The organism is Halobacillus naozhouensis, from assembly GCF_029714185.1.
GTDB lineage: Bacteria > Bacillota > Bacilli > Bacillales > Halobacillaceae > Halobacillus_A > Halobacillus_A naozhouensis.
The window spans coordinates 2,910,106-2,933,185 of record NZ_CP121671.1 but is presented as its reverse complement, the minus strand read 5'-3'; the positions used below and the strand labels follow the sequence as shown (position 1 = coordinate 2,933,185).

The following is a 23,080-nucleotide window of genomic DNA, read 5'->3' as shown; positions in this document are numbered from 1 at the left end:
TAGAAGTGAGGGATAAAGGATGAAAAGCTGGATATTACACATCCTTGTGAATGCGGCAGCCATCGTTATCGTCGGCGCATTATTTGCTTCAGTAACGATAGATGGACTTGGGGGTGCTTTGCTGGCTGCCTTCATTTTATCGATATTGAATGCCATTGTCCGCCCTGTTCTGGTGGTTTTAACCTTGCCGATCACGGTGGTAACGCTGGGGTTATTTTTATTTATTGTTAACGCGATTACGTTAGCGATGACAGATGCTTTCCTCGGAAGTACATTTGAAATCACCAGCTTCGGAATGACGATCGTGGCCGCCGTTTTTATTTCACTAATTAACCTGGTGTTGAACAGCTTTATTAAAGAGTAATGGTTAAACGATAGACCGGTTCGCTTTCTTCAGCGGAGCGGTCTCTTTTTTCTCTAAGCTAGTAAAACATGCTACAATAGGGGTTAGTGACTGCATGATTTATTTCACAGGAGGTAAAGGTTATGAACAAGGTAAGAACGGAGCATTTACTTGAGCAGTTTGACTTGGAGCTTGTTGCAGGAGAAGATGGTATTCACCGTGAAATACATATGAGTGACATTTCCCGTCCAGGGATCGAAATGACGGGATACTTCAAATATTACCCTAAAAGACGATTACAATTGTTAGGTAAAACAGAGCTTTCTTATTTCAATGACCTTACACATGATCAGCGCCGCGATCGAGCCGAGCAATTATGTACTGATGTTACGCCTGGAATTGTGATTACGAGAGGGATGGATATTCCTGAAGAGTTGGTAGTGGCAGCTAAAGAAGGGGCTGTGCCGCTAATGCTCTCCCCTTATAAAACAACAAGAGTGATCAGTCGATTGACTAACTTTCTGGAAACAAAATTTGCACCCTTCACAGCGATTCACGGAGTGTTAGTCGATATCTATGGAATCGGAGTACTGATTACGGGGCAAAGCGGAGTCGGTAAAAGTGAAACAGCTTTAGAGCTCGTAAAACGTGGGCATCGACTCGTCGCTGATGATAGTGTAGAGATAAGGCAAGAAGATTATGATCGATTAATTGGGAATAGTCCCCCCCTAATTGAACATTTACTTGAGATTCGCGGTCTGGGTATTATAAATGTAATGACACTGTTCGGTGCAGGTGCGGTCAGGAGTTTCAAGCGGATTACACTTGTGATTAACCTTGAAGCATGGGATAAAAATAAACAGTATGACCGACTTGGTCTTGAAGAAGAAACGATGAAGATTATGGATGTCGAAATTCCTAAAGCAACCATTCCGGTTCGTCCTGGTCGTAACTTAGCGGTCATTATTGAAGTGGCTGCTATGAACTTCCGCCTGAAACGAATGGGTGTAAACGCTGCAGAGGAATTTTCAGAGCGATTAACAAAAGTGATTGATGATGATCAATCGAATAATGAGTAAGGGAGAGTGACCTTGTGGCTTGTACACCTGAAGCATTAGATCGTGTTTTTTTACAGTTAGGCCCCCTGTCAATCTATTGGTATGGCCTCATTATAGCAACTGGCGCATTTCTTGGCCTGTGGCTGGCAACTAAAGAATCAGAACGAATAGGTGTAAAAAAAGATTATATGGTGGATATTGTGGTATTTGCGATACCCGCTGCGATCGTATGTGCACGCATTTATTATGTGTTATTTGAATGGGACCGCTACGTTGGCGGACCATGGTGGGATGTATTCGCGATATGGGAAGGTGGTATTGCAATTCATGGCGCATTAATAGGCGCGGTTTTGACTGCTTATATCTATACAAAGCTAAAGGGTCTGTCTTTCTGGATGATGACGGACATTGCTGCACCTAGCATTATTTTAGGACAGGCTATTGGCCGGTGGGGCAACTTTATGAACCAGGAAGCTCATGGCGGGCCGGTTACTGAAAGCTTTTATAACAACTATATGCAGTACTTACCTGAGTTTATTAATCAGCAAATGTGTATCGGTGGAACGATCTATCACCCGACCTTTTTGTATGAGTCACTGTGGAATATTGGAGGATTTATACTTCTATTACTCTTAAGACACAAATTTAATCCGCGTCGTGGTGAAGTATTCTTAAGTTATGTAATCTGGTATTCTTTCGGACGCTTCTTTATTGAAGGCATGCGTATGGATAGCTTGTACTTGTTTGGGGAAATTCGTACAGCCCAACTCATATCTGTTATCCTCATCGGTTTAGCCATTGTGATTATGGTTTATCGTCGAAAGACCGGTCTAGCGGATAAATATTATAATGGCAAGAAAGTAAAATAGAGGAGAGACATAAGATATGTTCGGCATCTTAAAGCGTGGTCTAACTAAAGGTCTTCAGCTGACATGGACGTTAGGAAAAGTTATTTTCCCCGTCACCCTGATTGTGACGATACTTCAGTGCACTCCAGTTCTTCCATGGGCGATGGAAAAGCTAGAGCCTATCATGGGGTGGATTGGCCTTTCCGGAGAGGCAGCTGTTCCGCTTGTACTCGGGAATTTCTTAAACTTATATGCCGGAATTGCAGCGATTATTTCATTTGATTTTACTGTGAAAGAGGTATTTATTCTAGCCGTTATGCTATCTTTTTCGCATAATCTTTTGATTGAATCTACGGTTGCAAAAAAAGTGGGGGTCAGCTGGTGGTTTGTAGTAGGTGTCAGGCTCAGCCTTGCCTTCGTATCTGCTTTTCTGATTAATTTGTTATGGAAAGGCGGGCAGGAGCAGGCCGTTTATGGATTAGCCCCTGAGCAGCAGGCTGCACCTGAGGGATGGACAGAGATCATCATGCATGGTGTACAAACAGCACTCATCGGAATTGTTCAGCTGGCTTTTATTGTCATCCCGTTGATGATCGTTATGCAATATTTGAGAGAAAGAGGCTGGCTGACTAGATTCTCTGGCTGGGTGGCCCCGGCGACCCGATTCCTTGGAATGGAGCGCAATACATCGATGACGCTTGTGGCTGGTCTGACCATCGGACTGGCATATGGCGCGGGGCTAATGATCCAGGCGGTAGAAGAAGATGGTGTTTCTAAAAAAGATATGTATTTGGCAGTATTGTTTTTAGTATCCTGTCATGCTGTCATTGAGGATACACTCGTCTTTATTCCGCTTGGGATTCCTGTCTGGCCTTTATTACTTATTCGCTTGCTGACGGCAATTGTGTTGACGGCGGCAGTCGGATTTGTCTGGAATAGATTACAACGAGAGAGAGAGGAAACAACTAATGAGCATACGTACGATACTTTTTGATCTGGATGGAACATTAATAGATACGAACGAACTGATCATTGCTTCGTTTATCCATACGATTGAACGATATGGTAAGCGGCCGTACAGCCGGGAGGAAATCATCGACTTTATCGGCCCGCCGTTAAAGGATAGTATGCAGCAGATTGATGCTGAACGCGTTGATGAATTAATTGATGTATATCGTGCTCATAATATGAGCCATCATGATGATTATGTAACCGTATATGATGGCGTGGTGGAAACGATTCAGATGCTAAAAGAACAAGGGTTTCGTCTCGGAATTGTAACGACTAAGATGCGCCAGACAGTTGAGATGGGCCTCGCGCTGGCTGGTCTTGATGACGCGTTTGATATCGTCGTAACACTTGATGACGTGACTCATGCCAAGCCGCACCCTGAGCCGATTATAAAAGCTTTAAAAGCACTGGATTCTCAAGCGTCAGAGGTGATAATGGTTGGCGATAACACTCATGATATTGAAGCAGGTCAGCATGCAGGAACAGCAACTGCCGGGGTAGCCTGGACGGTAAAAGGCCGCGAAGTGCTTGATGCATTGGGACCTGATTATATGCTGAGCAATATGAGGGACTTACTGAAGATTACTGGAGGATAAATCATGCGTAAAACACAGCGTTACCCGGTAAATGAGGGCAATTCCTTGTGGCACATTTATAAGACGGTGCCTTTCTTAAAAGTGGTTAAAAATTTCATCGTCATTCAGGCGGCCAGATATATGCCGTTTTTACAAGTGAAGAATTGGATGTACCGTACTTTTCTGCGTATGAAAGTTGGCGATGGAACGGCGTTTGCCCTCATGGTAATGGTGGATATTATGTTCCCGGAAAAGATTTCAGTCGGCCGCAATACCGTAATTGGTTATAATACAACGATTTTAGCCCATGAGTATTTAATAAAAGAATATCGCTTAGGTGATGTGGTCATTGGAGATGAGGTAATGATTGGAGCGAATTCAACGATTCTTCCTGGTGTTCAGATTGGTGATGAAGCGATTGTTTCAGCAGGCACCCTTGTTCATAAAGATGTGCCTGCTGGTTCATTTGTTGGAGGAAACCCGATGAGGGTTATCTATACGAAGCAGGAAATGGAAGAACGTGATCAACCTATAAAGGCCGAGGTGGAAAGACATTGATGATCAACCAGCGTGTATTACCTGCAATCAAGCACATGAAAGATTTTGAACACCTGCTGAGGTCAGACTCAGAATACATTATCCTGCTCGACACACGCCTTGGACTGCTCAAGAAGCTAGTTAAGGCGGGGCAAAAAGCGGGCAAAAAGATCTTAATTCATATTGATCTTATCCAAGGATTAAAAGCAGATGAATATGGGATGGAGTTTGTTGGCAGGGAAGTACGCCCAGATGGTGTGATTTCCACACGTTCTTCTGTCATTCAGCGGGCGAAAAAATATGGATTAATAACGGTTCAAAGGCTGTTCTTGATTGATAGCCAGGCCATTGACCATAATGTCAAAATTATTAAGAAAACTCAGCCGGATTTTGTAGAAGTTTTGCCTGGAATACTGCCGGGAATGATACGAGAAATAAAGGAACGATTGGGTGTGCCGGTAATCGCCGGGGGGTTAATCCGGACGAAGAAAGAAGTAGATGAGGCTATCGATTCAGGCGTATCTGCTGTCACTACTTCTCGTAAGGAACTGTGGGAGTTTAATATGTAGTGAAGAAAGGGGAGGATCAGATGGAAACATACATTTTATCGATTGATCAAGGAACAACTAGCTCACGTGCTATGTTATTCAATCACGACGGGGAAGTGATTGAAACCGCCCAAAGGGAATTTGAGCAATATTTCCCGAAGCCGGGCTGGGTCGAGCACGATGCCAATGAAATATGGACCTCTGTTCTAGCCTGTATTGCCGATGTGCTGACAAAGGCTGACGTTGAAGCGGAACAAGTTGCAGGAATTGGTATTACGAATCAGCGGGAAACGACAGTCATTTGGGATCGCCATACAGGCAAACCCATTCATAAGGCAATCGTGTGGCAATCCAGGCAGACACAGGAAATATGTAATGACCTTCGCGAGCAAGGGCTTAATGATACCTTCCACGATAAGACAGGATTGCTGTTAGATCCTTATTTTTCCGGTACGAAAGTAAAATGGATACTAGACCATGTGGATGGGGCAAGAGAGAAAGCTGAAAACGGTGACCTCATGTTTGGTACCATCGATACGTGGCTTGTTTATAAGTTATCTGGAAAAAAGGAACATGTCACGGATTATTCGAATGCATCAAGAACGTTAATGTACAACATCTATGATCTCAAATGGGATGATGAATTGCTAGACATTTTAGGTGTACCGAAGAGCATGCTCCCAGAGGTCAAGCCATCTTCTGAAGTATACGCCCATACGGTTGACTATCATTTCTTCGGAAGCAACATTCCCATTGCCGGAATTGCAGGCGATCAGCAGGCTGCCCTGTTTGGTCAGGCATGCTTTGAAAAAGGAATGGCCAAAAACACATATGGCACAGGCGGATTTATGCTCATGAATACGGGTGAAGAGGCGGTCCGTTCAAATAATGGGCTATTGACAACACTGGCATGGGGACTGGATGGAAAAGTAGAATATGCTCTTGAGGGGAGCATTTTCGTCTCAGGATCTGCTATTCAATGGCTTCGTGATGGCTTACGCATGATTGAGTCTTCCAAACAAAGTGAGAACATCGCCGAAGAAGTAGACTCCACGGACGGCGTTTATGTCGTTCCTGCTTTTGTTGGATTAGGTACACCTTATTGGGATAGTGAAGCACGTGGGGCTGTCTTTGGGTTAACACGTGGAACGAAAAAATCCCATTTTGTACGGGCTACACTTGAATCTCTGGCCTATCAAGCTAAAGATGTGGTCGATGCTATGGTCGAAGATTCGAAGATTGATTTGAAGAAACTTCGCGTGGATGGCGGAGCTGTTAAAAATGATTTGCTGATGCAGTTTCAAAGCGATCTTTTGCATGTACCGGTTGAACGTCCAAAAATCAATGAGACAACGGCCCTCGGTGCTGCTTATTTAGCGGGACTTGCTGTAGATTTCTGGGAAGATCGTGACGAAATTTCACAACAGTGGTCTATGGAAAAGGATTTCGAACCTCAGATGGAAGAAGAGGAAAGCAGGCACCTTTATGAAGGATGGCAGAAGGCTGTAAAGGCAGCGCGTGTCTTTAAATAATTTACATTTTTCTTTTACAAAGGTGAAATATCTGTTACTATTAGAAGTAAGTTAATAGATGAGGTCGGAGATACGGAGAGACCACGACAATTTATAACAAACTGGTTATAAAGTTGTTCGTGGTCTCTTTTTTTGTGGAATCGAGTGAAGTTATTCATAACAACCACGATTTCTACACATATTTTAATCTTTATATGGGAATACACGTAACAGACGGCCTCATTTGAAATGAAATGGGTAGAAGGAGAGATCGTATGAAAATGTTTTCTAGTTATCATCGACAAGATCAATTTGAACAGCTAAATAGGGAGCAATGGGATCTGCTAGTAATCGGTGGAGGCATAACCGGCGCTGGGATTGCACTAGATGCTGCCAGCCGCGGAATGAAAACAGCGGTCGTGGAAATGCAGGACTACGCTGCCGGTACGTCCAGCCGGTCGACCAAGCTTGTACATGGAGGGCTTCGTTACTTAAAACAATTTGAGGTGAAGATGGTAGCAGAAGTTGGGAAAGAACGCGAGATTGTTTATGAGAATGGTCCCCATGTGACAACACCGGAGTGGATGATGCTGCCGTTTCACGAAGGAGGCACATTTGGTCCGTTTACGACGAGTATTGGATTAAGGGTGTATGATTATTTAGCAGGCGTTAAGAAAGGTGAACGAAGAACGATGCTGACTCCCGAGGAAACGATTGAAAGAGAACCACTCGTAAAACGCGATGGCTTGAAGGGAGCTGGGTTTTACGTGGAGTACAAAACAGACGATGCCCGGTTAACGCTTGAGGTCATGAAGAAAGCAGTGGAGTATGGTGCGCTGTCAACCAACTACGCAAAAGTAATCGACTTCTTGTACAACGATGCGGGATCGATTGAAGGGGCGATTGTGGAAGATACTTTCAGCGGAGAGACTTATCAGGTCCAAGCAAAAAAAGTTGTCAATGCAGGCGGGCCGTGGGTTGATGAATTACGTGGCCTTGATGGTTCTAAAAAAGGAAAAACACTACAGCTCACCAAAGGTGCTCACTTAGTATTTGATCAGACAGCCTTTCCATTGAAACAGGCGGTTTATTTTGACACACCTGATGGACGAATGATCTTCGCGATTCCGCGGGATGGAAAAACATATGTAGGGACAACGGATACGGAATATGACGGGAACATCTCCCATCCTAAGCTGACAACGGATGACCGAAACTATATTTTGGACGCCATTCACTACATGTTTCCAACCGTCGAAGTAACCGAAGAAGATGTAGAATCAAGCTGGGTAGGAGTAAGACCACTGCTTCATGAAGAAGGCAAAGATCCCTCAGAAATATCCCGAAAAGATGAGATTTTTGTATCCGATTCTGGCTTGATTTCAATGGCTGGCGGCAAATTGACGGGTTACCGCAAAATGGCGCAATCTGCTGTCGATTTAGTTCGCGATCAATTGATGGAAGAATACGGAATTCGCTACTCCGATTCTGAATCGGCTCATTTACCGATATCTGGCGGCGAAGTTAACGGCTCGAAAGGGTTTAAGCAATTTAGAGAGAAACGAATTCAGATTGGCGAATCCATTGGATTATCGAATGAAATAGCTAGTAAACTTGTGAACTTATACGGAGCTAATGTCGATACCGTATTTCAATTATATAAAGACAAGAAGCCAGATGCTGAACGAGCACAAATAGATCCGGTTACTTTTGCACAGCTCATAACTGCATTAGAATATGAAATGGTTTATAAACCTGTTGATTTCTTTATCCGACGGACAGGGGCACTCTTCTTTGATATCGAATGGGTGAAACAGCATCAACATGCTGTCATTGACTTTATGGCAAACGAGTTAGACTGGTCATCTAAACAAAAGAAAACGTATACGGATGAATTAGACCAATTGTTAGAGGAAGCAGTTCAGCCAGTGGAAATAGGTTAATCATAACGGGAAGACGATCTCTCTTTGTATTGAGTGATCGTCTTTTCTAATGTATAATTTTACTAATTATACTTAAGTTCTAATGGAGGGGTTTGTCGTGACGGAGGTACAGAGCCTGATACGGAGAGATGCTAAAAGACAGCTGTTAACAGGCAGCGCGTTTCTAATTGGAATGATCGTTTTTGTAACCTCGATATTCTTTGTTGGCGGGGGGAGTGCTGCACTAGGAATATTCTATAGTATTTTCTTTTCGGCTATAGGCCTAGCACTTCTTAAAAGCGGCTGGAAAGATTCCGTGAAAGCAAAGCAATCACTCCAATTTGTGCAGGATTCTTCCTGTCAGACATTTACCAGGTTTCCTCAGCGGATGTACATCGGTCATAAAGCTTCGTCTATTTTTCATGCAAGGTTATACGACATGGACGGTGATGTTTACAGTGAGATAAAACAGGAGCCGTATGGGAATCGTGTTATAGGGGCTGTTGCTTCTTTTTATGCGGGAGGATGGCTGACTCCCGCATCCTATCAAATGATTGGTGAACAAGGTGAAACTTCCTATAAAATTGATAAGAAAGGCGGAACGTACTGGAGAGGATATGTTCAGCATCCCAATGGAAACTACGTGGCTTATACTGAATTAAAGCGAAATAAGAAGTCGAGTAAAAGCACGTTTTATTACATCGAGAAGGCGAATGTACATTGGAAGGCGGAAGGCGATACACATATCGGTCACTATAAAGTAACGGATGAAGAGGGGGAAAGTGTGGGCTGTGGCAAAGCGGGGTGCCGTTCCGATTGAAGCGGCAGACCGCTTTGACAAGATGCCCGGCTACTTGATTGAGTGGCAAATTCGTGATGATATTCCTCATTCGTTAGTCGCTTTTTTGTTTTTGTTACAAACGAGTATGAACTAGAAACACCGGAATTGATTTACGGTGTTTTTTCTTTTACAACAACCCCTTGGATAAATACAGGCACGGATTTGCAGTCTGTGACCGCCGAAAAGGTCATTAAAAATGTTTTGACGGTTTATCTTTATTTTGTTAGCATATTAGCATACTAAAGGATTTTGAGTTTTAGAAAGGTTGGTACTTCAATGGCTAAAAGGCTTATGTTTGAAAAACCACTGGGGATGCGCGATACGCTTCCTTTTTTTTATAATCAAAAAACGAAAGCCAGGGAAAAGCTGACATCTACGATTCTTTCCTATGGCTATTCGCTGATGGATACCCCGCTGTTAGAGTATCATGAAACGGTGGGTAAAATGAGTGCGACGCCGGAGCAGCAGTTGTTTAAGCTATTGGATCAGCAGGGTCACACGCTCGTTCTGCGTCCAGATATGACGGCACCAATTGCTCGTGTGGCCGCTTCACAGCTTAAGGAAGCTGAGTTCCCGTTAAGACTTGCATACGAAGGCCCAGTCTTCCGGGCTCAGCAGACTGAGGGGGGCAAGCCGGCCCAGTTTGAACAAGTTGGTACAGAGCTGATCGGCGATCATTCATCTTACGGGGATGCTGAAGTGATTGCCTTATTAGTGGAATCATTGAAACAGGCGGGCTTAGATGATTTTGTTATTACAATTGGCCACATTGGTTTTGTAAAGTCTTTCTTCCATGATCTGCTTGGGAAGGAGTCTGAAATAATAGAGCTTCTCTTACAACATTTATATCGAAAAAATTATGTAGGGTTTCGGGAAGACGTTAAGATGAGTCAGCTTCCTGAAGAAACGAAACAGGCTTTGCTTTCCATCTTGAGACTGCGCGGCGGGGAAGAAGTGTTTACAGCCAGTAAAGCACTGGCCCGAAACCAATCGTGTATGCAGGCTGTGAACGAATTAAAGCAGCTTTATAAAATATTGAAACAGTATGGCGTTGACAGGTATGTACACGTAGATCTTAATTTAATCAGCCATATGAATTACTACACGGGAATATTGTTCGAAGGGTATGCGCCCAAGCTAGGGGCATTACTTTGTAACGGAGGCCGTTATGATACTTTGCTGCCATCCTTTCAACTAAACGCTTCAGCAACGGGCTTTGCCATACACTTAGAACGATTGCTTGAGGCGCTGGAGGTTCAGGAGCAGGAGGACGACGTCAGAGTGGGAGTAATCGTCGATGATGATACACATGCGGAAGGCTTGCAAAGAGCCGGGGCACTACGTCACGAAGGGTACTATGTTCTGCTGCAGCATATCGATCAGGTCCCAGATTTAGAAAAATTTAAAGAACAGCTTCATGATAGTATAGATTTAACTGTAAGAGGAGGCGGTCTTAATGAGTAAACCCATAACGATCGCCATGCCAAAGGGAAGAATTTATGAGGAAGCGGCAGGGTTGATGGAGCAGGCAGGCTATTATATAGCCTCAGATGCTGAAGAGTCTAGAAAGCTGATTCTGGAGTTTCCTGACCAAAATATTCAAATTATGATGGCGAAACCGATGGATGTTGTTACGTATGTCGAATATGGAGCTGCAGATATCGGCATAGCAGGTAAGGATGTTCTGCTAGAGCAGGATCGTGATGTATATGAAGTGCTGGATTTACACATCAGCCCTTGCTACGTCGCAGTGGCAGGCCTGCCTGACCAGCCGCTAGGACGGATCGCTCCTAAGATTGCGACAAAATACCCGAAAGTGGCATCTGATTACTTCAGGGAACAGGGCGCGCAGATTGAGATTATCCCTCTAAATGGTTCGATTGAGCTCGCTCCACTCATTGGCCTGGCTGATCGAATCGTAGATATTGTTTCGTCAGGACGTACGTTAAAAGAGAACGGATTAGTAGAATATGAAAAGATAGCCGATATCACATCAAGACTGATCGTAAACCCAGTGAGTTACAGAGTAAAAAGCAGGGAAATTGATGAAATGGTGCATAAGCTGAGTGACGTAGTGGAGGTGGAACGTTGATGAGAATGATGATGAGATCTGACGTATCCTCCCTGAAGAGAAGTGTTGATCAGGGTACAGAGGAGCAGAGACAAGCAGTCCGGGAGATTATTCAAGATGTGAAGAATAACGGAGATCAAGCTGTTCGAGCTTACACGAAAAGATTTGATAGGACGGATATAGAGAACTGGCGTGTGACTAAGACGGAATTGGCTGAGGCATATACATCAATAGATGAGAATGATAGAACAATCCTGGTAGAAGCGGCTGCGAATATTAGAAACTTTCATGAAAAGCAACGGACGACATCATGGTTTGACTCGAATGCTAATGGGACAATCCTTGGACAAAAAGTGACGCCTATCGATGGAGCGGGAATTTACGTGCCCGGTGGAACGGCTGCTTATCCTTCTTCGGTCCTGATGAACGTAATCCCTGCCCAAGTGGCCGGAGTCAAACGGATCGTGATGGTTACCCCGCCAAACACCGATGGGAATATTCCAGCTGGGGTTCTTGCCGCAGCGCATCTATTAGGAGTAGAGCAAGTATTTAAAGCGGGAGGAGCCCAGGCTATCGCTGCTTTAGCTTATGGAACAGAAACACTTGCGCCTGTAGATAAAATTACTGGTCCAGGGAATGTATATGTAGCACTAGCTAAACGAGAAGTTTTCGGAGATGTGGATATCGACATGATTGCGGGGCCGAGTGAGGTTGCGGTGTTGGCAGATCATACTGCAAAAGCTGATGAGGTAGCGGCAGATTTGCTGTCACAAGCTGAACACGATGCCAGGTCTTCCAGTATTCTCGTTACAACTGAGGAGTCTCTGGCGGAAGAGGTTCGCACCGCTGTTTATTCCCAGCTTCGTACACTGCCTAGGTATAAGATCGCCAAAGCCAGCATCGAGGACTATGGCGCTATTATTGTGTGTGACACGAAAGCGGAAGCGCTGGAAACCATTAACGAAATCGCTGCAGAACACTTAGAAATTGTGACGGAACATCCTTTTCAAGATATGGCTAAAGTCAAGCATTCGGGAGCTATTTTTCTGGGGCCTTACAGCAGTGAGCCGGTGGGTGATTATTATGCAGGACCGAATCACGTGCTCCCGACGAACGGAACAGCACGGTTTTCAAGCCCGCTCACAGTAGATGATTTTGTTAAAAAGTCGAGTGTGATTTCTTATAGTGAACAAGCATTACAGCAAAATGGGGATAAGATTGCGCAATTTGCCAGGTTAGAAGGGTTAGAAGCTCATGCCAGAGCGATTGAAACACGCAAGGAGCGATGGAAATGACGGTAAATCGAAAAGCATTAATTACGAGAACGACTAGGGAAACGGATATAGCAATCGATTTTAATGTAGATGGCCAGGGACAGTCTGATCTTGAGGTGCAGGTACCTTTTATGGCCCATATGCTGGAGTTGTTCACTAAGCATGGGTTATTTGATTTAAATGCCACAGGTAAAGGCGATGTAGAAGTGGACGACCATCATTTGACAGAGGATCTTGGGATTTGCCTTGGGCAAGCTCTAAGACAGGCACTGGGGGATAAAAAAGGAATTAAACGATATGGCTCCATGACACTTCCCATGGATGAAACTCTTGTTACAGTGGCGATCGACCTAAGCGACCGGCCACATCTTGAATGGAAAGCAGAGCTGCCTAAAGACCGTGTTGGAACATTTGATACAGAGAATGTGCATGAGTTCTTTTGGAAGCTTGCGGTCGAAGCACGCATGAATCTCCATATTGTGCTTCACCATGGCCATAACACCCATCATATAGTCGAGGCAATGTTCAAAGCATTAGCCAGGGCATTGGATGAAGCCACCAAGATTGATCCCCGTATTCAAGGAGTGCCGAGTACGAAAGGAAGTTTATAAATGATTGGAATCATAGACTATGGAATGGGAAATTTATTCAGCGTTTCTAAAGCACTAGAAAGGCTTGAGGTTCCTTATAAGATCGGTGATCAACCAAGTAAACTTGAAAACTGCCATGGTTATATATTACCGGGAGTAGGGGCATTTCCTGACGCGATGAAAGCATTACATGAGCATCAGTTTATCGATTTTATTAAAAGAAAAGTGGATAAAGGTGTGCCACTTTATGGGATATGTCTGGGAATGCAACTTTTATTTGAAGAAAGCGAAGAAGGCGGTTCGACGGCTGGACTGGGTTTATTTCCCGGGAAAATCAAACGGTTTACAGGTCTAGATCATCAAGGAACTTCTTATAAAGTGCCACATATGGGCTGGAACCAGTTAATGATTCATCAGCTAGACCGACCCATTTTAGCTAAAGTTGAAGAAGAATTTGTGTATTTCGTTCACTCCTATGTTGTTCAAACAGAGGAGTCCTCTCTTTTGTATGCCACAGCTGATTATCATATGGCTGTGCCGGCGATCGTGGGAAGAGATAATCTTGTAGCCAGTCAGTTTCATCCGGAGAAGAGTGGCCGGGCCGGGATGCAATTATTAGAAAACTTTTGCAAGCAAATGGTACACAGTAAGGAGCATGTGTGATGAGTTTTACAATATTTCCTGCAATTGATATGCGTGAAGGAAAGTGTGTCCGTTTAGAACAAGGCGATTTTGACAAACAAACTGTTTATGGAGACAGTCCGTTCGAAGTGGCAAGAGGATTTGCTGGCGCCGGGGCTTCCTGGATTCACATGGTCGATTTGGATGGGGCAAAAAAAGGATCAAAGCAAAATGCTGAACACGTCTTAAAGGTGGCTCGCGAACTCGATTGTAACGTACAAATTGGAGGGGGTATCCGTTCTGAACAGGATGCGGCTTTTTATCTCGATCAGGGAGTTGACCGCGTCATTGTCGGCTCACTAGCTATACGTGATCTTCCATTAACGAAACAGCTTTTAAAAAATTATAAAGAAAAAATAGTTATCGGATTAGATGCACGAGATGGCTATATAGCAACAGAAGGCTGGCTTGAACGTTCTGAAGTCAAGGCGGTTGATTTAGGAAAAGAACTGGCCGAGGCTGGCGCAGAAACCTTTATTTATACCGATATTGCCAAGGATGGAATGCTCCAGGGCCCAAATACGAAAGAAATTGTTCGACTGGCCTCTGAAACAGGTGTAGACGTGATTGCATCAGGCGGAATTCAAGGACTTGAAGATCTACAGGAACTAAAAAAATATCAAGATCAGCACGTCATTGGCTCAATTGTAGGGAAAGCTTTATATACGAATCGTTTTCAGCTGTCTGAGGCGCTCCACGAGGAGGTGCGCTAATGTTATCGAAGCGGATTATTCCCTGCTTAGATGTAAAGGACGGACGAGTAGTAAAAGGAGTTCAATTCGTTGATATTCGTGATGCAGGTGATCCTGTTGAACTGGCGAAAGTATATGATGACCAAGGGGCGGATGAGCTTGTTTTTCTCGACATTTCCGCAAGCCATGAAGGAAAAAGAACAATGATTGACGTCGTAAGAGCAGTTGCTTCAGAACTGGCGATCCCTTTTACAGTGGGGGGAGGGATTCGTACGTTAGAAGACATTAAGGAAACGTTACGCAACGGTGCTGATAAAGTTTCCTTAAACTCCGCAGCTGTTCGACGGCCCGAGTTGATACGAGAAGGGGCTGACTACTTTGGCAGCCAGTGTATCGTTGTAGCTATTGACGCCCGGTTCGATAGCACTGCAGATTCGTGGCGGGTGTACACCCATGGAGGCCGGACCTCTACGGAGTGGCTGGTCACGGAATGGGCCGAAGAAGCTGTTCGCCTGGGGGCGGGAGAAATTCTGTTAACCTCAATGAATCAAGATGGTCAGAAGTCAGGCTTTGATTTGCCTTTACTACAAGCTGTACAGGAAGTTGTGCAAGTTCCGGTCATTGCCTCAGGCGGTGCCGGTTCTGCAGAGCATTTTTACGAAGTGTTTGACAAAGTGAATGCTGATGCTGCACTGGCGGCTTCTATTTTCCATTACAAAGAAACATCGATAGGGAACGTGAAGAAGTACTTAGCAGGGAGAGGAGTCGTTGTGCGATGAAATTGCAAGACGTTGTATTTGACGAAAAAGGGTTAGTGCCTGCGATTGTGCAAGATGCTAGGTCGAAAGAGGTGCTGACGCTTGCCTATATGAATAAAGAATCCATTGAACTTACCTTAGAAAAGGAAGAAACGGTTTTCTACAGCCGTTCCCGAAAAGAGCTTTGGCATAAGGGGGAGACATCAGGTCATACTCAGAAAGTAGTGGGAATTCGCTTTGACTGTGATCAGGATGCCTTGTTAGTTCAGGTCATTCCATCTGGCCCAGCTTGTCATAAGGGTGATTATAGCTGCTTTACTGAGTCTTTGCTAAGCCATGATGTGCGTGCGGATGGTCAGCCCTATGCCATTATAGACGAATTAAAAAAAGTACTGGCTGAACGGAAGACGACTTTACCTGAGAATTCATATACCTCCCAGCTTTTTCAGGAAGGCGTTGACCGTATCGCTAAAAAAATTGGTGAAGAAGCGGGCGAAGTCATCATTGCTGCGAAAAACGATGACCCTGAAGAGCTTTCACTGGAGTCTGCAGATTTATTATTTCATTTATTACTATTATTAACTGATCGAGGAGTCAGCCTTGATCAAGTGCTGGCTGTATTAGAAAAACGACATCAACAATAAAAGAGAATGGTCTCTGTCTAGTTCGACAGGGACCATTTCTTTAAGAAAATATCCTCGTTTCAAGATTCTTAATTTAAAAATTATCCGGGTGATCTACAAAAAAATACAAAATTCTTCTATTTCATTTGCTGCTTCTATGTTATACTGCATAATTAGTGAGAATGGACACGGAAAATAGGGGGACCGTCATGACGACATCACCGAATCCTGCTGCAACCAATGAAAACACAAATATCATCCCTTTTTTACCAACAGGGAATTTTTATTTCTCTCATGGAATCCATGCCTTTAAAAAACGGCGGTTCGATGCGGCTGTTAAATGGCTGAAGAAAGCCATAGAGATCAGTCCTGATGAACCGCTTTATTCTTGTCAGCTCTCTGTTGTTTATACCGAGATTGGTTCTTATCATGCTGCGAATCAGCTGTTAAGTGAAGTAATTGTTCAATTTGGAGAACAATATCCGGACTGTTACTACTTGATGGCTAATAATTATGCCCATCTAGGTCTTTTAAGTGACGCTAAAAAGTATGCCGAAAAGTATTTAGATTATACGGGTGACGGAGACTTTGAGGAAGCGGCTAAACAATTGCTGGGTATGCTTAATTCCATAGAAGAGGAAGAAATTGAAGAGGACTTTGCTTTTGATGATGAAGATGAACTGCTTATTTATCAGGAAACGGCCTTTTATCATTTAGAACATGAAGAATGGGGCCAAGCTTTGCCCGTTTTACAAGAAATGATGGAATTGTTTCCTGAATTTAGTCTTGCCAAGCATAAATATGCGTATGCCTTGTTTCAAAGCGGTGAACATGCGGACGCGATTGAATTGGAAAACGCATGGCTGAAGAAAGATCATAAAAATATACACAGTCTCGTCAATCTAGCGTGTTTCTATTTAGCAGAACAACAAGAAGAACGAGCACTTTCCTTAATTGAGCCGTTAAGAAATGTGTATCCTATGCACGAACAACAGAAATTGGCTATCGCTGAAACGTTAGCACGAGCTGGGTACTATAATGAAGCAGTGGACCGTTTTCGAGCATTGAGGAATAAACAAGTAGTGAGGAGAAGAAGCTATTATAAATGGTTTAGCATCTCTTGCTATCACACTGGCAATCCATCGCGTGCTTTACAGCTTTGGGAAAAGGGATGTAAACAGTTTCCGAAGTTGAGTGAAGAAGGCGGACCATGGATTCGTGGATAAGCACATTAATGGACGCTCTCAGTAAGATTTACTATGATGTTTACAGGATTAAGTTAGTGTTGACAAGGAGTTGATGATCCAATGACCGAAGAAAGAATTTATGATGTCATTATAGCAGGCGCCGGTCCGGCAGGGATGACGGCCGCTGTATATACTTCAAGGGCTAACCTTGATACGTTAATGATTGAACGTGGTATTCCTGGCGGCCAAATGGCAAATACTGAAGATGTGGAGAACTATCCTGGGTTTGATCATATTCTGGGACCTGATCTTTCCAATAAAATGTTTGACCATGCTAAAAAGTTCGGCGCAGAATATGCCTATGGCGACATTAAGGAAGTAATCGAGGGGAAAGAATACAAGACAGTTGTTGCTGGTAATAAAGAATATAAAACACGGGCCCTGATTATCACAACAGGTGCTCAGTACAAAGCGTTAGGCGTCGAGGGTGAAAAAGAGCTTGGGGGCCGTGGTGTTTCCTATTGTGCCGTTTGTGATGGTGCCTTCTTTAAAGAAAAAGAACTTGTTGTTGTCGGCGGAGGGGACTCTGCTGTAGAAGAAGGGGTCTATCTTACACGGTTTGCTAACAAAGTAACAATAGTTCACCGCCGTGATGAGCTGCGCGCTCAGAAGATTTTACAGGATCGTGCGTTTGACAATGATAAGATTGACTTCATCTGGGATACAGTTGTGAAGGAAATCAATGAACAAGACGGCAAAGTCGGAAGTGTCACGTTGTATAATAAGAAAACAAACGAAGAATACGAGTTCGACACAAACGGTGTGTTCATTTATATCGGTCTAATTCCGCTCAGCAAACCATTTGAAAGTCTTGGAGTTACGAATGAACAAGGCTATATCGAAACGGACGAAAAAATGGAAACCAAAGTGCCAGGTGTTTTCGCGGCAGGAGACATTCGTGAGAAAGAGTTACGCCAAATTGTGACAGCAACTGGGGATGGCAGTATTGCTGCCCAGTCTGCTCAGAATTATATTGAGAACTTATTAGAAGAGTTAAAAGCGGTAAAATAAAAAAGTAACTCTAGCTTAATTCTCCTGTAACACGCATGAAACATTGATGGGGTACAATAAAAGTGATTAATTGACCCCCTTTTAATAGATCTCTATTAGGCACAGGTGTTTATCACCTGTGCATTTTTTTGTGCCTTTATACGAAAATTATAGCTACTAGTACAGATGAAAGGCAGCGAGTCAAACCTCATCTGTCCGTCATCTGTCCTGTATTCCGGGGCGCTTTTTGCTTTTGTTCAATAAGCATAACATTGTAGCCAGTTACGTATTCATTGTATAATAGACAAGGATGCCCTCTAGAGAATAAATGAGGTGACAAGACATGCAACGTGTAGCAAACTGTATTTTACTTAAGGATAATCATATATTAATGTTAAAGAAACCAAGGCGTGGCTGGTATGTCGTTCCCGGCGGAAAAATGGAGGCAGGAGAGAATATTAAAGACTCCGTAGTCCGTGAATTTAACGAAGAAACTGGTTTACGCATAAAAGATCCTGAACTCAAAGGATCTTTCACTTTTATCATGAAAGAGGACGATCAAACTGTTCAGGAGTGGATGATGTTTACGTTCTATACTACAGACTATCAAGGAGAGCTATTAGAAGTCAGTGAAGAGGGTCAGCTCGAATGGGTAGCTGTAGAGGATGTGTTGACTAAACCGATGGCTGAAGGTGATCGTTATATATTCAATCATATTTTAGCGAGTGAAGAACAAGTATACGGTACATTCGTCTATACGACTGACTTTCAATTGATCGACCAGGATCTGGACCCGTCTCGACCTATGTAATGAGGAGCGATGGCTTATGGCCGAAAAAGAAAACAATACTCAACTTGTAATCATAACTGGAATGTCTGGAGCAGGAAAGACGGTTGCTATCCAAAGCTTTGAAGACTTAGGCTTTTTTTGTGTTGATAATCTGCCGCCGACTCTTTTACCTAAATTTCTGGATTTAATGAAGGATTCAACTAATGATATTAAGAATGTGGCTCTTGTCATGGATTTAAGGGGACGTGAATTTTTCGATTCCTTATTTGATGCCCTTGATCGCTTAGGGAATGAGGACTGGCTGGAAGGTCATATTCTATTTCTGGATGCAGAAGATCAATCCCTCGTTTCAAGATATAAAGAAACTAGACGATCCCATCCATTGGCAAAAGATGGGCTGCCGCTCGAAGGCATTCGTCAGGAGCGGAAGATGCTGGACGAATTGCGGGGCAGGGCTCAAACCATTATTAATACGTCAAGCCTTAAACCTAAGGAGCTGAGAGAGAGAATTCTCGATCGATACAAAGCACAGAAACAGCAAGTGTTTTCTGTTCAGATGGTTTCTTTCGGGTTTAAGTATGGGGTGCCAATCGATGCAGACCTTATGTTTGATGTCAGATTTTTACCTAACCCTCATTATGTGGAAAACATGCGTCCGTTGACAGGGTTAAATTCAGAAGTTTCTTCCTATGTATTTAAATGGTCTGATACTCAAAAATTTCTTGAAAAGCTTAAAGATTTGCTGCAGTTTATGCTGCCGCAGTATAAGAGAGAAGGGAAGAGCCAGCTAGTAGTAGCAATTGGCTGTACGGGTGGACAGCACCGTTCTGTTGCCATAGCTGAGTATCTTTCCAATTACTTTTCCAGTGACTTTGTTACCCATGTGACGCACCGGGATATTGATAAAAGAAAGGGTTTGTAATCCATGGATCGTTTGAATAAACCCAAGGTAGTAGTCATTGGCGGGGGGACCGGGATGCCCGTGTTATTGAGGGGACTTAAATACTTTCCGATTGACCTCTCCGCTATTGTGACCGTTGCAGATGACGGAGGGAGTTCAGGAAGATTAAGAAGTGAGCTTTCGATCCCAGCACCCGGTGATATTAGGAACGTGCTTGCGGCCATGTCGGATGCAGAACCAATGCTTCTTGATTTATTTCAACATCGTTTTGCTAATGGGAATGGACTTTCTGGACATTCAATGGGTAACCTGCTTCTCGCTGCTATGACATCAATGACTGGAGACTTTTACCATGGAATTAAGGAAATCTCTCGTGTGTTGAATGTGAAAGGGAATATTTACCCGATTGCAAACCATTCAATGAATCTGCACGCTGAAATGGAAGATGGTACGCTTGTAACTGGGGAGTCCAATATTCCAAAAGCCAACAAGCGAATTAAACGGGTATATGTCAGCCCGCTTCCTATTCAGCCGTTACCAGAAGCGATGAATGCCATCAGAGATGCAGATTTGGTTGTGATTGCACCGGGGAGTCTATACACTAGCATTCTTCCGAACATTATTATACCTGAGATCGGTCAGGCATTGAGAGAAACGAAGGCCAAAGTAACGTATGTCTGTAATGTGATGACACAGGAAGGGGAAACTTCAGGTTATACTGCTGCTGATCACGTGCAGGCTATCTATGATCATGTCGGCGAAGGATGCATTCATTCTGTTGTCGTTCATAATAAGCCAATTGGTCCGAATATCCGCAAAGTCTATGCAGAAGAAAATGCAGAACCCGTGCATTATGACATGGACCGAATTAAAGCGTTGGGATTAAACATTATTGAAGAAGATATCATTGATAAAAGTAAGGCTGCCATTCGCCATGATACGAAAAAATTAGCTCATTTGCTTCATTCGATGTTATAGCAGAAAGTCAGCCATGATGCCGGAGCTTGTTTAAATGGGGGTGAACTTAGTGTCGTTTGCATCAGAGATTAAAAAGGAATTAACGAATGTGGAAGCCGAAGAAAAGAGTAGTGTGGAAGCGGAACTGGCAGCCCTCGTTCGAATGAATGGAACATTCTCTCTATCTAATAAGTCCTATTTGTTAGATATACAAACAGAGAATGCTGCGATTGCGAGACGCATTTATATGTTGATCAAAAAGCTATATCCGTATCCGGTCGAACTTCTGGTAAGGAAGAAAATGCGTTTAAAAAAGAATAATGTTTATATTGTCAGAATGAAAGAAAATGCTGAAAAGCTATTAAAAGACTTAGAAATTTTAGTCGGACCGTTCTCGGTCAATCCGGAGATTCCGAAAAAGTATTTGGGAACTACCGCTTGCAAGCGGGCATACTTACGAGGAGCCTTTTTAGCAGGAGGATCTGTAAATAACCCTGAGACATCGTCTTATCATTTAGAGGTCCACTCATCTGATGAATCGCATAATGAAGCATTATGTGAGCTTATGAACAGCTTTGGGTTACACGCCCGGACCTTGGAGAGAAAAAAGGGATTTATTACTTATTTAAAAGAGGCTGAGAAGATTACCGAGTTGATTAGTAATATCGGGGCCCACCAAGCTCTTTTTAAATTTGAGGATGTACGTATCGTTAGAGATATGCGCAACTCCGTAAATCGGCTTGTTAATTGCGAAACGGCCAACTTAAATAAGACGATTGGGGCTGCATTCAGACAGGTGGAAAATATTAAATTCATTAAACGGACTGTAGGTTTAGAGGCCCTGCCCGATAAGCTTCACGAAATTGCATCACTTCGGCTTCAGCATCAGGAAGTTTCGTTAAAGGAGCTTGGGGAGTTAGTATCAGGCTCTCCGATAAGTAAATCCGGTATTAACCACCGCTTGCGTAAAATCGATGATTTCGCGGAGAAGGTTAGACGTGGAGAAGTGAAGGAAAGTAGTCAAAACTAATGTAATTTGAAAAATTTCATGCTATAATGATTTACAATTGAGGAACGCTTTCCTACAGGAAGCGTTCTTTATTTAAAAAGATTGTATGCGCTTTCTAAATAGTGAAATGATGATAGAGAGGAGAATGAATAGATGATTGAACAGTCCGTTAAGATTGAATTAGAGACAGGTTTACAGGCTAGACCTGCTGCACAATTCGTCCAGCAAGCCAACCGCTTTTCTTCAGATATTTTTATTGAAAAAGATCAGAAGCGCGTGAATGCTAAGAGTATTATGGGGCTTATGAGTTTGGCAGTGGCCTATGATGAGGAGATTTTGTTAATAGCTGACGGCACAGATGAAGAAAAAGCGATAGCTGAATTAACAGCCTTTGTAAAAGAGTAATACGAATTTATGTGAAGGAATGAACAAAATGTTTATGATCATACATTGTTTGTTCTCCACGGGCTATACATAACAAAAGCCCACTGTACGTACAGTGGGCTTTTGTTTCTTATTCGCCTGTCTTTTCCATCACTTTATCGATTAGACCATAATCGACAGCTTCATGAGCTGACATGAAATTATCTCGGTCTGTGTCACGCTCAATCACTTCAAGTGGCTGACCAGTGCGCTCTGATAGAATTTGGTTTAGTTTCTCACGCATTTTAATGATGCGTTTAGCGTGAATTTCAATATCGGATGCTTGCCCTTGTGTTCCGCCTAGAGGCTGGTGGATCATCACTTCACTGTTTGGCAGGGCATAACGTTTTCCTTTTGTACCGGCATTGAGAAGGAAAGCACCCATAGAAGCAGCCATTCCTGTGCAGATTGTAGAAACGTTTGGCTTGATGAATTGCATTGTATCGTAAATGGCCATTCCAGAGGTAATGGATCCACCCGGTGAGTTGATGTAAAGCGAAATGTCTTTGTCAGGATCCTCAGCAGCTAAGAATAATAGTTGGGCAACAATTGAGTTGGAAACATTATCATCAATAGCACTGCCTAGCATAATAATCCGATCTTTCAATAAGCGGGAATAAATGTCATAGGCACGTTCTCCACGGTTAGTTTGTTCAATTACTGTTGGGATTAAATTCATTGTAATTTCCTCCTTTTCATCATTGCATATATGATGGAATATATTTTTATCATACCTTTAAGGTCAGAAAAGGTCAAACGAAAAGATTGTGCCTTTTTGACTTATTTCCTTAATCCCTGACAGGTTTTCAGAGTCTATGGATTTCAAGATTTGCGGTAGTGCAATAATTCATTGATGCTAGTGTAATTGAGCATCCCTGTA

27 protein-coding genes are annotated in these 23,080 nt (G+C 43.3%); 26 read left to right on the top strand and 1 reads right to left on the bottom strand.

What is annotated here, in order from left to right; translation table 11 throughout:
* The first annotated feature begins 19 nt into the window (after positions 1-19).
* The 26 genes from P9989_RS15415 (at position 20) to P9989_RS15290 (ending at position 22,182) form a co-directional block, all read left to right on the top strand.
* Positions 20-364, top strand: coding sequence for a phage holin family protein (locus P9989_RS15415; RefSeq protein ID WP_283075753.1), 345 nt, complete (start codon positions 20-22; stop codon positions 362-364).
* A gap of 122 nt (positions 365-486) precedes the next feature.
* Complete coding sequence (gene hprK, locus P9989_RS15410) at positions 487-1,422, top strand: HPr(Ser) kinase/phosphatase (RefSeq protein ID WP_283075752.1); 936 nt, start codon at positions 487-489, stop codon at positions 1,420-1,422.
* 14 nt (positions 1,423-1,436) lie between these two features.
* Complete coding sequence (lgt, locus tag P9989_RS15405; RefSeq protein WP_283075751.1) at positions 1,437-2,270, top strand: prolipoprotein diacylglyceryl transferase; 834 nt, start codon at positions 1,437-1,439, stop codon at positions 2,268-2,270.
* Positions 2,271-2,286: 16 nt separating this feature from the next.
* Positions 2,287-3,243, top strand: coding sequence for a nucleoside recognition domain-containing protein (locus P9989_RS15400; protein ID WP_283075750.1), 957 nt, complete (start codon positions 2,287-2,289; stop codon positions 3,241-3,243).
* The gene (ppaX, locus tag P9989_RS15395; protein WP_283075749.1) at positions 3,218-3,856 is read left to right on the top strand and encodes a pyrophosphatase PpaX; all 639 of its coding nucleotides are present in this window, start codon (positions 3,218-3,220) and stop codon (positions 3,854-3,856) included. The genes P9989_RS15400 and ppaX overlap by 26 nt, the downstream gene beginning before the upstream one ends.
* 3 nt (positions 3,857-3,859) lie before the next feature.
* Positions 3,860-4,393, top strand: coding sequence for an acyltransferase (locus tag P9989_RS15390; RefSeq protein ID WP_283075748.1), 534 nt, complete (start codon positions 3,860-3,862; stop codon positions 4,391-4,393).
* Complete coding sequence (locus tag P9989_RS15385) at positions 4,393-4,941, top strand: glycerol-3-phosphate responsive antiterminator (protein ID WP_283078946.1); 549 nt, start codon at positions 4,393-4,395, stop codon at positions 4,939-4,941. Before P9989_RS15390 ends, P9989_RS15385 begins: the two co-directional genes overlap by 1 nt.
* 20 nt (positions 4,942-4,961) lie before the next feature.
* Entirely contained in the window at positions 4,962-6,452 is a 1,491-nt protein-coding gene (gene glpK, locus P9989_RS15380; RefSeq protein ID WP_283075747.1) for a glycerol kinase GlpK, read from the top strand.
* 254 nt (positions 6,453-6,706) lie between these two features.
* A complete protein-coding gene (locus P9989_RS15375) occupies positions 6,707-8,374 on the top strand; it encodes a glycerol-3-phosphate dehydrogenase/oxidase (protein ID WP_283075746.1) in 1,668 nt (555 codons plus the stop codon).
* A gap of 97 nt (positions 8,375-8,471) precedes the next feature.
* Positions 8,472-9,173, top strand: a complete 702-nt coding sequence (locus tag P9989_RS15370; protein ID WP_283075745.1) for a hypothetical protein — start codon at positions 8,472-8,474, stop codon at positions 9,171-9,173.
* Positions 9,145-9,288 carry a hypothetical protein gene (locus P9989_RS15365; RefSeq protein ID WP_283075744.1) on the top strand — a complete coding sequence of 48 codons (144 nt, stop codon included), beginning with the start codon at positions 9,145-9,147 and terminating at the stop codon, positions 9,286-9,288. The genes P9989_RS15370 and P9989_RS15365 overlap by 29 nt, the downstream gene beginning before the upstream one ends.
* 182 nt (positions 9,289-9,470) lie before the next feature.
* Positions 9,471-10,658, top strand: a complete 1,188-nt coding sequence (locus P9989_RS15360; RefSeq protein WP_283075743.1) for an ATP phosphoribosyltransferase regulatory subunit — start codon at positions 9,471-9,473, stop codon at positions 10,656-10,658.
* On the top strand, positions 10,651-11,286 hold the full coding sequence (hisG, locus tag P9989_RS15355) for an ATP phosphoribosyltransferase (protein WP_283075742.1): 636 nt from the start codon (positions 10,651-10,653) through the stop codon (positions 11,284-11,286). Before P9989_RS15360 ends, hisG begins: the two co-directional genes overlap by 8 nt.
* Positions 11,286-12,560: a histidinol dehydrogenase gene (hisD, locus tag P9989_RS15350; protein WP_283075741.1), complete on the top strand. Its 1,275-nt coding sequence runs from the start codon at positions 11,286-11,288 to the stop codon at positions 12,558-12,560. Before hisG ends, hisD begins: the two co-directional genes overlap by 1 nt.
* A complete protein-coding gene (gene hisB, locus P9989_RS15345; protein ID WP_283075740.1) occupies positions 12,557-13,150 on the top strand; it encodes an imidazoleglycerol-phosphate dehydratase HisB in 594 nt (197 codons plus the stop codon). Before hisD ends, hisB begins: the two co-directional genes overlap by 4 nt.
* Positions 13,151-13,792, top strand: coding sequence for an imidazole glycerol phosphate synthase subunit HisH (gene hisH, locus P9989_RS15340; RefSeq protein ID WP_283075739.1), 642 nt, complete (start codon positions 13,151-13,153; stop codon positions 13,790-13,792). It begins immediately after the preceding gene.
* Entirely contained in the window at positions 13,792-14,523 is a 732-nt protein-coding gene (gene hisA / locus P9989_RS15335; protein ID WP_283075738.1) for a 1-(5-phosphoribosyl)-5-[(5-phosphoribosylamino)methylideneamino]imidazole-4-carboxamide isomerase, read from the top strand. Before hisH ends, hisA begins: the two co-directional genes overlap by 1 nt.
* Positions 14,523-15,281, top strand: a complete 759-nt coding sequence (hisF, locus tag P9989_RS15330; RefSeq protein WP_283075737.1) for an imidazole glycerol phosphate synthase subunit HisF — start codon at positions 14,523-14,525, stop codon at positions 15,279-15,281. Before hisA ends, hisF begins: the two co-directional genes overlap by 1 nt.
* Complete coding sequence (hisIE, locus tag P9989_RS15325; protein WP_283075736.1) at positions 15,278-15,904, top strand: bifunctional phosphoribosyl-AMP cyclohydrolase/phosphoribosyl-ATP diphosphatase HisIE; 627 nt, start codon at positions 15,278-15,280, stop codon at positions 15,902-15,904. The genes hisF and hisIE overlap by 4 nt, the downstream gene beginning before the upstream one ends.
* Before the next feature lie 188 nt (positions 15,905-16,092).
* Positions 16,093-17,109, top strand: a complete 1,017-nt coding sequence (locus P9989_RS15320) for a tetratricopeptide repeat protein (protein WP_283075735.1) — start codon at positions 16,093-16,095, stop codon at positions 17,107-17,109.
* Positions 17,110-17,190: 81 nt separating this feature from the next.
* A complete protein-coding gene (gene trxB, locus P9989_RS15315; protein WP_283075734.1) occupies positions 17,191-18,141 on the top strand; it encodes a thioredoxin-disulfide reductase in 951 nt (316 codons plus the stop codon).
* Between the two features lie 322 nt (positions 18,142-18,463).
* Positions 18,464-18,931 (top strand): 8-oxo-dGTP diphosphatase, encoded by a 468-nt coding sequence (locus tag P9989_RS15310; RefSeq protein WP_283075733.1) that lies wholly within the window; start codon positions 18,464-18,466, stop codon positions 18,929-18,931.
* Between the two features lie 16 nt (positions 18,932-18,947).
* The gene (gene rapZ / locus P9989_RS15305) at positions 18,948-19,832 is read left to right on the top strand and encodes an RNase adapter RapZ (protein WP_283075732.1); all 885 of its coding nucleotides are present in this window, start codon (positions 18,948-18,950) and stop codon (positions 19,830-19,832) included.
* A gap of 3 nt (positions 19,833-19,835) precedes the next feature.
* Complete coding sequence (locus P9989_RS15300) at positions 19,836-20,789, top strand: gluconeogenesis factor YvcK family protein (RefSeq protein WP_283075731.1); 954 nt, start codon at positions 19,836-19,838, stop codon at positions 20,787-20,789.
* A gap of 49 nt (positions 20,790-20,838) precedes the next feature.
* Positions 20,839-21,798, top strand: coding sequence for a DNA-binding protein WhiA (gene whiA / locus P9989_RS15295; RefSeq protein WP_283078945.1), 960 nt, complete (start codon positions 20,839-20,841; stop codon positions 21,796-21,798).
* A 132-nt stretch (positions 21,799-21,930) separates the two neighbouring features.
* Positions 21,931-22,182: an HPr family phosphocarrier protein gene (locus P9989_RS15290; RefSeq protein ID WP_283075730.1), complete on the top strand. Its 252-nt coding sequence runs from the start codon at positions 21,931-21,933 to the stop codon at positions 22,180-22,182.
* A 109-nt stretch (positions 22,183-22,291) separates the two neighbouring features.
* Here the strand turns inward: P9989_RS15290 and clpP are convergent, their stop codons facing one another.
* Positions 22,292-22,879, bottom strand: a complete 588-nt coding sequence (gene clpP / locus P9989_RS15285) for an ATP-dependent Clp endopeptidase proteolytic subunit ClpP (protein ID WP_283075729.1) — start codon at positions 22,877-22,879, stop codon at positions 22,292-22,294.
* Positions 22,880-23,080 lie beyond the last annotated feature (201 nt).

Bases quoted from the DNA above. Each gene is read 5' to 3' on its own strand.
- clpP (WP_283075729.1), bottom strand. From the start codon at position 22,879: ATGAATTTAATCCCAACAGTAATTGAACAAACTAACCGTGGAGAACGT.
- hisA (WP_283075738.1), top strand. From the start codon at position 13,792: ATGAGTTTTACAATATTTCCTGCAATTGATATGCGTGAAGGAAAGTGT.
- P9989_RS15320 (WP_283075735.1), top strand. From the start codon at position 16,093: ATGACGACATCACCGAATCCTGCTGCAACCAATGAAAACACAAATATC.
- hisD (WP_283075741.1), top strand. From the start codon at position 11,286: ATGAGAATGATGATGAGATCTGACGTATCCTCCCTGAAGAGAAGTGTT.
- P9989_RS15390 (WP_283075748.1), top strand. From the start codon at position 3,860: ATGCGTAAAACACAGCGTTACCCGGTAAATGAGGGCAATTCCTTGTGG.
- hisH (WP_283075739.1), top strand. From the start codon at position 13,151: ATGATTGGAATCATAGACTATGGAATGGGAAATTTATTCAGCGTTTCT.
- P9989_RS15385 (WP_283078946.1), top strand. From the start codon at position 4,393: ATGATCAACCAGCGTGTATTACCTGCAATCAAGCACATGAAAGATTTT.
- rapZ (WP_283075732.1), top strand. From the start codon at position 18,948: ATGGCCGAAAAAGAAAACAATACTCAACTTGTAATCATAACTGGAATG.
- hisF (WP_283075737.1), top strand. From the start codon at position 14,523: ATGTTATCGAAGCGGATTATTCCCTGCTTAGATGTAAAGGACGGACGA.
- hisB (WP_283075740.1), top strand. From the start codon at position 12,557: ATGACGGTAAATCGAAAAGCATTAATTACGAGAACGACTAGGGAAACG.
- P9989_RS15400 (WP_283075750.1), top strand. From the start codon at position 2,287: ATGTTCGGCATCTTAAAGCGTGGTCTAACTAAAGGTCTTCAGCTGACA.
- P9989_RS15310 (WP_283075733.1), top strand. From the start codon at position 18,464: ATGCAACGTGTAGCAAACTGTATTTTACTTAAGGATAATCATATATTA.
- glpK (WP_283075747.1), top strand. From the start codon at position 4,962: ATGGAAACATACATTTTATCGATTGATCAAGGAACAACTAGCTCACGT.
- hisIE (WP_283075736.1), top strand. From the start codon at position 15,278: ATGAAATTGCAAGACGTTGTATTTGACGAAAAAGGGTTAGTGCCTGCG.
- P9989_RS15290 (WP_283075730.1), top strand. From the start codon at position 21,931: ATGATTGAACAGTCCGTTAAGATTGAATTAGAGACAGGTTTACAGGCT.
- P9989_RS15300 (WP_283075731.1), top strand. From the start codon at position 19,836: ATGGATCGTTTGAATAAACCCAAGGTAGTAGTCATTGGCGGGGGGACC.
- hprK (WP_283075752.1), top strand. From the start codon at position 487: ATGAACAAGGTAAGAACGGAGCATTTACTTGAGCAGTTTGACTTGGAG.
- ppaX (WP_283075749.1), top strand. From the start codon at position 3,218: ATGAGCATACGTACGATACTTTTTGATCTGGATGGAACATTAATAGAT.
- P9989_RS15415 (WP_283075753.1), top strand. From the start codon at position 20: ATGAAAAGCTGGATATTACACATCCTTGTGAATGCGGCAGCCATCGTT.
- trxB (WP_283075734.1), top strand. From the start codon at position 17,191: ATGACCGAAGAAAGAATTTATGATGTCATTATAGCAGGCGCCGGTCCG.
- P9989_RS15375 (WP_283075746.1), top strand. From the start codon at position 6,707: ATGAAAATGTTTTCTAGTTATCATCGACAAGATCAATTTGAACAGCTA.
- hisG (WP_283075742.1), top strand. From the start codon at position 10,651: ATGAGTAAACCCATAACGATCGCCATGCCAAAGGGAAGAATTTATGAG.
- P9989_RS15360 (WP_283075743.1), top strand. From the start codon at position 9,471: ATGGCTAAAAGGCTTATGTTTGAAAAACCACTGGGGATGCGCGATACG.